This is a genomic window from Blautia sp. HCP3S3_D9, assembly GCF_052063845.1.
Lineage (GTDB): Bacteria > Bacillota > Clostridia > Lachnospirales > Lachnospiraceae > Blautia_A.
The window spans coordinates 1-7,314 of sequence record NZ_JBQHWS010000149.1; the positions used below are offsets into that span (position 1 = coordinate 1).

Genomic DNA, 7,314 nt, shown 5'->3' on the forward strand with positions numbered 1-7,314 from the left:
GGGAATACTTTCTTTTTTTACTAATACATAAATCTGATATGCTTCCAATTCCATGATTTCTGTAATGGACATATCCAGACAGAATACCGTGGTCTGTATAACCGAACAGTTTTTCTCCCAATAAAGTGAGTCTGTGACAAAAGACTCTTGGTTAAGCCAGCAGGACAAGAGTTCCTTATTTCTGCTGGTTTCTCTCGTTTTCTGCCATTATAAACCACCGACTTCCGGATAAGTTCTGGATGAGTTCTGAACGGTCTAATATTTTGAAAATCGTTCGACAGAATGTGACAAAAACAAACAGAGCCGACAACTGAAAATAGACTTTACAATGCTCATTTTGCGATCTGCTTTAGCAGAATACAGATTGCAAAGAGCCTGCCGCACAAGGACTTTTTCCTTTATCATTGTGCGGCAGAATTTTCAGTAATCAGTTGCTAATAAGTTGAATTTCATAAACTGTTGGATAGTAAAATGGTTTTTCCTCATTAAAGGCGTTTTTGAGAATAACCTTGACTATATCACCTGATTGGATTTCCGTCCGTATCTACTATTTCTGTACTTTCACTAATACCCAGTGAGTTCATAGGGCTACTATAAATTTCTGTTGTTCGCTCAACAATCAATCGTACTTCACCGTCAGGTTGCGAAATAGTTTCCTGAACAACAGCTTCAAAAGATAATCGTGACCATTTTGGTGATTGAGTAATTGCCAGCATAGCAACATCGCCCAACAGTTACTTCTTTTATGTGAATATCATAACTTGAATTTTTGTGGATTTCATAAAGATTTGAAAAAATGGACGGCCACAGAAGCCGTCCATGAAGTCAATCAATATGGAATTCTAACTGTAACTTGTGCGCCGCCGCCTTTTTCAGAATTGCTTAATAGAAGCTGCCCTCTATGTTGAGTAATAATAGAGTTCGCCACATAAAGACCTATCCCATAATGTGATTTAGCATTTCTGCTTTGGTCATCCATATAAAACTGTTCTGTGGCTCGTTTCAATGCTTCGGGAGAAAAACCATTTCCCGTATCCGTAATAGAGAATAGTATTGCATTGTCTTTTTCTTGGACATCAAAGGAAACGATTCCTCCTGCCGGTGTATGTTCTACGGCATTTGATAGTATGTTGATGAAAGACCTTATCAGTTGTTCTCTGTCTGCAAAGATGTATTCTTGATTAAAATTCTCTCTCCATTCCAGACGAACATTTTTTACAACGCATAAGCCTTTTGTTTGTGTATGAATTTCCTGCAACAAGGAAGATAATTTGATATTCTGGCGGCAAAAAGGAAAATTCTCTTTTGCTTTTGTCATGTCAATCAGCGTTTCAACGTAATCCTGCATTTGAATAACGCTTCCCTCAATATAGTCCGCACACTCTTTTTGATCATCGGCAAGTGCCGTATCATATAGCAATTCCGTATTTCCACGAATGATAGTTAGCGGAGTTTTCAAATCATGAGCCAACGCCGAAATTTGATCTTGCCGTATTTTATCCGCCTGCCATTGTTCCGCAAGGGAAATTCTTAGTGCCTGTTTCAAATGTTCTAAAGCATATAAAGCGCGGTCTACTTCAAATATACCGCTGCTTTCAATCTTAAAATCTAAATCCTGCTGCTCAATTTTTTGCGTTATGAGAAGCAGTTTGTCAATTTTCCTGCCAGCATATTTCCCAAACCAATAGGAAACAAGGAACAAAAGAATAACAACTTCAATTATTATCAATCCGACAAGCAGGAGATCGGCTGTCGGGCATATCCGACGAAGCATGGCGTTACTGAATTGTGAGGTCAAGCGGTAGCGTAAAAGAATGACTTCATCTCCATGGTCGATAACCAAAACACGATATGGGGTAATCCGATCCTGTCCATTTGTGACAGCCTCCACCCAAAATGTGTTAGCTGTTTCTTCTGATAGGGAGCCATACTTAAATGCTCCCATAGAAGAATAAACGGCATAATCACAAAAGTTTGGAATGTCGGCTGCATCGAACAATTCATTTGTCTGTATTTTTTCTGTTGCAGCAGTAATCCTGTTTTCAATGTTCACAACTGGAATAATGACCTCTGTATTTACACAGAGCATATATAGGCCAAAATTGATGGCGATAATGAAAAGGATACCCACAGCAACTGCGAATATATACCGCATGAAGATAGAGCGCAGTTTTTTTACTTCCATTTATAGCCCACCCCCCAAACTGTTTCAATAGGGGATAATCCGATGGCTGCTAATTTACTCCGAATATTTTTCACATGAGTGGCAATTACGCTATCGTCGCTTTCTCCCTCAAAGCCAAAAACGGCTTCGTAAATCTGCTCCCTTGAAAAGACCTGCCCTCGATGCAGGGCAAGATATTCGCAAATTTCATATTCGCTTTTGGTTAGGGGAAGTTTATTCCCATTTATTTCTGCTTCCTTTGCGTTGATATGGAAAAGTATTCCTGAAATAGATACCGCATATTTCTTTTCCCTGGTGTCCCTGCGTAAATGTGCATTTACGCGGGCCAGCAGTTCATTCGTGCCAAAAGGCTTTGTGATGTAATCGTCACCGCCAATACCCAAGCCGCGAACAATGTCGCTTTCCTGTGTTTTTGCGGTCAAGAAAATGATAGGACAATCCACACGGGAACGGATTTGATTGCACAATTCAAAACCGTCCACATCCGGCATCATAACATCCAGCAAAATTAAATCATATCTTCTGAAATCTATATCAAGAACAGCTTTTGCATTTGCTTGAAGCGTTACAGTATGGGCGTCTTTTTCAAGAATACGCTTTATCAGTTGCAACATTGCATTTTCATCATCAACAACTAATATGTTTGCCATGTCGATCCCTCTTTTCTATTAGGTCTTAAGTACAGTTGCCCCAAAAGGCATAAGGGCGAGTTTCGCAATTTTAAAGCATTGCATTCCAAACGGTATGCCGATAATTGTACAACATAACAGCACCCCGTTTAAGGCTGCTGAAATAGCCAGAGGAATACCGCTTATTATAATCCATAAAAAATTCGCCAAAGTGGACATTGCACCGCCGCCATATTGAATTTCCTTTCCAAAAGGGAAAAAAGCGAGAGATGCAAATTTGAAGCATTGCCGTCCAATCGGTATGCCAATAATGGTTATGCACCAGAGGATGCCTGCTACTGTCCATGCTAACCCTTGCCATAATCCTCCGCACAGAAACCAAATCATGTTCCCTAAGCACCCCATAGTATAGCACCCCCTTAATCATTTGTATACTTACCCTCGTATCTTGAAAACCATAAGAGCAAAATCGCAATAAACAGAATCGTCATACCTGCACACAACCCCATCCCTAATTTAAGTTCTGCACTGATGACAGGCAAAACCCGCAAGGCAAATCTGAGTGCGAAATCGGTAAAACGTACTCCGAAGCCATACGGCAGCACAAACCACAAGCCGGTGCCTAAGCCCGTTTGGAGTAACGCAGCTAATAAACTGCCAACAACACCCATACCTATGCAGACAGTTCTTCCGAACCGAAACGCCAGAACTATATAAAGCACATATAGCAGGATATTACTGCTCCACAAGATCAGAGCCAGTAATATAAGGGAAAATATCGGCAAAATCAGTTTTGTTCCTGTCACTGGAAGTAGTGCAATGAATAAAACCATACTGAACAATATTGCGAACAATCCTGCAACGATAAGCAACAGGAATTTTGATAAGATAGCTTTCGCTCTGGAACGCAAGGCTAAAATATTTTGACAATGCCCAGCCCGGATTTCCTGTCCTGCGGTAATTTCACAAACAATACTGATAACAAAAGGATATGCGATTGCGAAGATCTGAAAGAATACCGCAATCTTGTTTATATCACTCACAGCAGCAAATACCGCATAGAGCAACACAAGTGCTACCCCGGAAATTGGAAATAAGATATGCGCCCAAAAAAACGAAGAATTACGCAATTTGAAAAAATCGCTTTTTACATAATACCATAACTCAATCATGTTTTCTATCTCCTTTAGCGAATGGCCAGGCTGTAAGCCAGAAACACAGTACCGCTAAAACTAAGCTGATCCCGATGGCTGGAATGACTGGCCTTGTATTCAGCAGGAAAGAACCGTTTTCAATGGGAAGTCCATTGGGGTGCATTTTGAAAAAGGGACATACAATGCGTGCTGGAATGGCAAAAGGGTTGATATAAAACAAATTGCTTTCTGCCCCGATCATGGATAAAACAACATTGCAACCAAACGAGAGCAGGACGCCAACCAGATAATTTGCTTTTTTTGTGAGCCACATAATGAGTGGAAGCTGCCAGATATAGGCAAAGAACAATAGCATACACCCGGTCAATCCGTTAAGCGGATCAATGTTCATTACGGTAAAAATACCAAAGACCGTACAGCCGCCCCACATGATAAGGCTGGTTAGGAAAAGCAGCACAGTAACAGCCAGCAGCTTGCTGAGCCAGACTTTTTTCATGGAAATGGGCAGACAAAAAATATTCTGGTACTGTGTACGTTTCTCACAGCTAATAAGGCTGGCGCACCAAATAGCAATCGTAATCGGTAAGATTAAAGCATACCACCAATTATAGGCGGTTAGCTGAACGGATTTGCCACTCAAGAAATACCCCAGTCCCAAAGTAATAATAGGGGCCGCGATAAACAGCTTTAGGGCAAACGTATGGTGCATTTTTAACAACTCAGAGCGAACAAGATAAAACATTAGTTTCTCCCCCTTTCACTATTAGCTGCCACAACGCGCATAAAAATTTCTTCTAAATCTGTGTCCTTGTCGATTTTGCTTTCATACCCCAATTTCCCGCCGGAAATAATGCCGATGTGATCCGCAATCTGTTCTACTTCGGATAGGATGTGGCTGGACAAAATCACCGTTATCCCATGCGCCGGAAAAGAGCAGATAAGTTCCCGCAGTTCTTGAATACCGATGGGGTCTAATCCGTTTGTCGGTTCATCCAAAATCAGCAATTTGGGAGATGCCAGCAGCGCAAGGGCAATGCCGAGCCTTTGTTTCATTCCCAAAGAAAAATGCCCTGCTTTCTTTTTTCCCGTGTCTGTAAGATCAACGACGTGCAAAACCTCATCAATACGGATATCTGAAAGTCCGAGTGCAAGGGATCGCACTTTCAAATTTTCGTATGCGTTCAGATTTTCGTACAAGGGCGGCGTTTCAATCAATGCGCCGATAGCCTGCAAGTCGTTGCGGCTCCACGGGTGGCCATCAAACTCAATCTCTCCCGATGTGGGGCGCAAAATGCCGGTGAGCATTTTCAAAATCGTGGATTTGCCAGCCCCGTTCGGCCCCAGCAGTCCATAAACCGAATTGCGCCGGATGTTCAGCGACACATTGTTTACCGCCATCTGCCCTTTGAAGTTTTTACAAAGATTTGTTGTTTTCAAAATCATATCCATGTAATCAAGTCCTTTCTTGTAATTTCATGGATAGCATACAGGGTAATTTTGAAGATTCCATAAAGATTTCTTCTTGATTTTTTATCAGAGTACATGAAAACGTCCCAAAGCAGCAATCCTACATTGCTACTCTGGGACGTTCGTTTACCCCACAAACCGATACCCGCTCCCGACCACCGTTTCTATGTACCCATCTCCAATTTTCCGTCTAAGCGAATACACCACATTTGCCACCGCCGCCCCGCAATGCTCCGGGTCCGCTTTCCAGACTGCTTCGTAGATTTCCTCTTTGGACAGAACCCAAGAGGGATGGGATGCCAGGTAAAGCAATGTGAAAAACTCATGATGGGGTATCTTTGTTTTACTACAATTACTTTTTTCGTACCCAATATACCTCATAAGTTAAAATTATTAGTATTACAGAAAAAATCACTAAACCTACAACATGAATACCCGATGGAACTACATATGCGGACGTTTGATCTCCTGCCCCGCCAATTTCTTTCGGATAGCACATCATTTTTATAATTTCTCCTGTCCCTGATCCATCCATTTCCTTAAGTTTCACAGTCATCTGAAACCGTAAAATATCTTGTTCGTCATACACACGATAAGTAACCGTTGCTGTACAGTATGTAGCCCCACTCTGATTTTCCAACAAATTACCTTCTTCATCATATACCCTAAAATTTTCATTTTTCCAATAATCAGGAATCCAGTAAATATAATCATCTCCCGAAAAAATGGTTTCTAAACCATCATCCGTTGCATCACTGATTGTTTTACAATAATATCCTTCATCTACTGCCATATACAGTTCATAGCCCAAACCCAACGGAGTCTGCTTTTTCTTAAGTGTAAATACCTCTTGTTCTTTCAAATCAATCTTATTTGCTTCGGATATTTCCTGCGCATACACTCTAATCGGATAGTCTCTCTCCACTCCCAAATTGCCTTCCAGATATAACATCATAATCCCTACTATAAGCAGTAAAGATACCATACCATATCTCTTTTTCATATTTTTCTTTCTCTGCATAGCAATCCTATATCCATTCTCTATAATTCGAGACTTTGTTTCTTCATTCAGCACAATCTTTTCTGATACTTCTTTTCCTGTCATGATATCTCACCTCCTAACCGGATACTCAACTGTTCTCGTCCTCGCTGTAGTCTTTTCTTAACAGCCGCTTCAGAAATTTTCAATATTCCTGCAATTTCCTTTACAGAATACCCCTCTATGGAATACAAAATCATAGCCGACCTTAATTTAACCGGCAACAAAGAAATTTCTCTCAGTATTTCCCGTTCTCCAAAATCTACCCCCTTAGTGTCTACTTCTATGATATTGCATTGTGGATGCCTGTTTCTAAATCTAAGTTGATTTTTACAAATATTGATACAAACACGCATAAACCATGCCTTTCCATGCTCTTCATCTTTAAGTTTAGGCTTTCTAATGAGAAACCTTACATATGTTTCCTGTACTGCATCTTCTGCATCTTGAACATCTGACAACATGAACCTTGCCATCCGATACAGTTGATCCATAGAATTTATAAATAATGTTTCCGGCTCCATTGACTTTACTCCTTTATATAGTACACACCAAATATCCCCTTTAGGTGACATTAAAAAGTTATATTTTTAATTTATCTAAATACAAGACTTGCTTCAACCATAAAAAAACCGATGACAATTACAGCATACTGTCATCGATTCTTTTTATCCTATGAACTTATACCCACTATTAATCACAGTTTCTATGTACTCCTCTCCAATCTTCCGTCTAAGCTGGCTGATCACATTTACTACTGCACTGCCACAGTGCTTTGGATTCTCCTTCCAAACTGCTTCGTAAATTTGTTCTTTGGAGAATACCCATCCCGGATGTTGT

11 protein-coding genes are annotated in these 7,314 nt (G+C 40.6%); all 11 read right to left on the bottom strand.

The window, feature by feature from the left end; genetic code table 11:
- Positions 1-518 precede the first annotated feature (518 nt).
- Positions 519-731: a hypothetical protein gene (locus tag ACTNES_RS18075; RefSeq protein WP_441040285.1), complete on the bottom strand. Its 213-nt coding sequence runs from the start codon at positions 729-731 to the stop codon at positions 519-521.
- A gap of 98 nt (positions 732-829) precedes the next feature.
- Positions 830-2,185 (bottom strand): sensor histidine kinase, encoded by a 1,356-nt coding sequence (locus tag ACTNES_RS18080; RefSeq protein WP_441040286.1) that lies wholly within the window; start codon positions 2,183-2,185, stop codon positions 830-832.
- Positions 2,176-2,835 (bottom strand): response regulator transcription factor, encoded by a 660-nt coding sequence (locus ACTNES_RS18085; protein ID WP_441040287.1) that lies wholly within the window; start codon positions 2,833-2,835, stop codon positions 2,176-2,178. The genes ACTNES_RS18080 and ACTNES_RS18085 overlap by 10 nt, the downstream gene beginning before the upstream one ends.
- An 18-nt stretch (positions 2,836-2,853) precedes the next feature.
- Positions 2,854-3,219 carry a YccF domain-containing protein gene (locus tag ACTNES_RS18090; protein WP_441040288.1) on the bottom strand — a complete coding sequence of 122 codons (366 nt, stop codon included), beginning with the start codon at positions 3,217-3,219 and terminating at the stop codon, positions 2,854-2,856.
- 14 nt (positions 3,220-3,233) lie between these two features.
- Positions 3,234-3,986 carry a lantibiotic immunity ABC transporter MutG family permease subunit gene (locus ACTNES_RS18095; RefSeq protein WP_441040289.1) on the bottom strand — a complete coding sequence of 251 codons (753 nt, stop codon included), beginning with the start codon at positions 3,984-3,986 and terminating at the stop codon, positions 3,234-3,236.
- Positions 3,979-4,710 (bottom strand): lantibiotic immunity ABC transporter MutE/EpiE family permease subunit, encoded by a 732-nt coding sequence (locus tag ACTNES_RS18100; RefSeq protein ID WP_441040290.1) that lies wholly within the window; start codon positions 4,708-4,710, stop codon positions 3,979-3,981. The genes ACTNES_RS18095 and ACTNES_RS18100 overlap by 8 nt, the downstream gene beginning before the upstream one ends.
- Positions 4,710-5,417 carry a lantibiotic protection ABC transporter ATP-binding protein gene (locus ACTNES_RS18105; protein ID WP_441040291.1) on the bottom strand — a complete coding sequence of 236 codons (708 nt, stop codon included), beginning with the start codon at positions 5,415-5,417 and terminating at the stop codon, positions 4,710-4,712. Before ACTNES_RS18105 ends, ACTNES_RS18100 begins: the two co-directional genes overlap by 1 nt.
- Before the next feature lie 144 nt (positions 5,418-5,561).
- On the bottom strand, positions 5,562-5,816 hold the full coding sequence (locus ACTNES_RS18110; RefSeq protein ID WP_441040292.1) for a winged helix-turn-helix domain-containing protein: 255 nt from the start codon (positions 5,814-5,816) through the stop codon (positions 5,562-5,564).
- Positions 5,788-6,540 (bottom strand): hypothetical protein, encoded by a 753-nt coding sequence (locus tag ACTNES_RS18115; protein WP_441040293.1) that lies wholly within the window; start codon positions 6,538-6,540, stop codon positions 5,788-5,790. The genes ACTNES_RS18110 and ACTNES_RS18115 overlap by 29 nt, the downstream gene beginning before the upstream one ends.
- Positions 6,537-6,998 (bottom strand): RNA polymerase sigma factor, encoded by a 462-nt coding sequence (locus ACTNES_RS18120; protein ID WP_441040294.1) that lies wholly within the window; start codon positions 6,996-6,998, stop codon positions 6,537-6,539. Before ACTNES_RS18120 ends, ACTNES_RS18115 begins: the two co-directional genes overlap by 4 nt.
- Before the next feature lie 144 nt (positions 6,999-7,142).
- Positions 7,143-7,314: winged helix-turn-helix domain-containing protein (locus ACTNES_RS18125; protein ID WP_441040295.1), on the bottom strand; the 172-nt coding region annotated here is incomplete at its 5' end.

Bases quoted from the DNA above. Each gene is read 5' to 3' on its own strand.
- ACTNES_RS18095 (WP_441040289.1), bottom strand. From the start codon at position 3,986: ATGATTGAGTTATGGTATTATGTAAAAAGCGATTTTTTCAAATTGCGT.
- ACTNES_RS18085 (WP_441040287.1), bottom strand. From the start codon at position 2,835: ATGGCAAACATATTAGTTGTTGATGATGAAAATGCAATGTTGCAACTG.
- ACTNES_RS18080 (WP_441040286.1), bottom strand. From the start codon at position 2,185: ATGGAAGTAAAAAAACTGCGCTCTATCTTCATGCGGTATATATTCGCA.
- ACTNES_RS18100 (WP_441040290.1), bottom strand. From the start codon at position 4,710: ATGTTTTATCTTGTTCGCTCTGAGTTGTTAAAAATGCACCATACGTTT.
- ACTNES_RS18120 (WP_441040294.1), bottom strand. From the start codon at position 6,998: ATGGAGCCGGAAACATTATTTATAAATTCTATGGATCAACTGTATCGG.
- ACTNES_RS18115 (WP_441040293.1), bottom strand. From the start codon at position 6,540: ATGACAGGAAAAGAAGTATCAGAAAAGATTGTGCTGAATGAAGAAACA.
- ACTNES_RS18110 (WP_441040292.1), bottom strand. From the start codon at position 5,816: ATGAGGTATATTGGGTACGAAAAAAGTAATTGTAGTAAAACAAAGATA.
- ACTNES_RS18105 (WP_441040291.1), bottom strand. From the start codon at position 5,417: ATGGATATGATTTTGAAAACAACAAATCTTTGTAAAAACTTCAAAGGG.
- ACTNES_RS18090 (WP_441040288.1), bottom strand. From the start codon at position 3,219: ATGGGGTGCTTAGGGAACATGATTTGGTTTCTGTGCGGAGGATTATGG.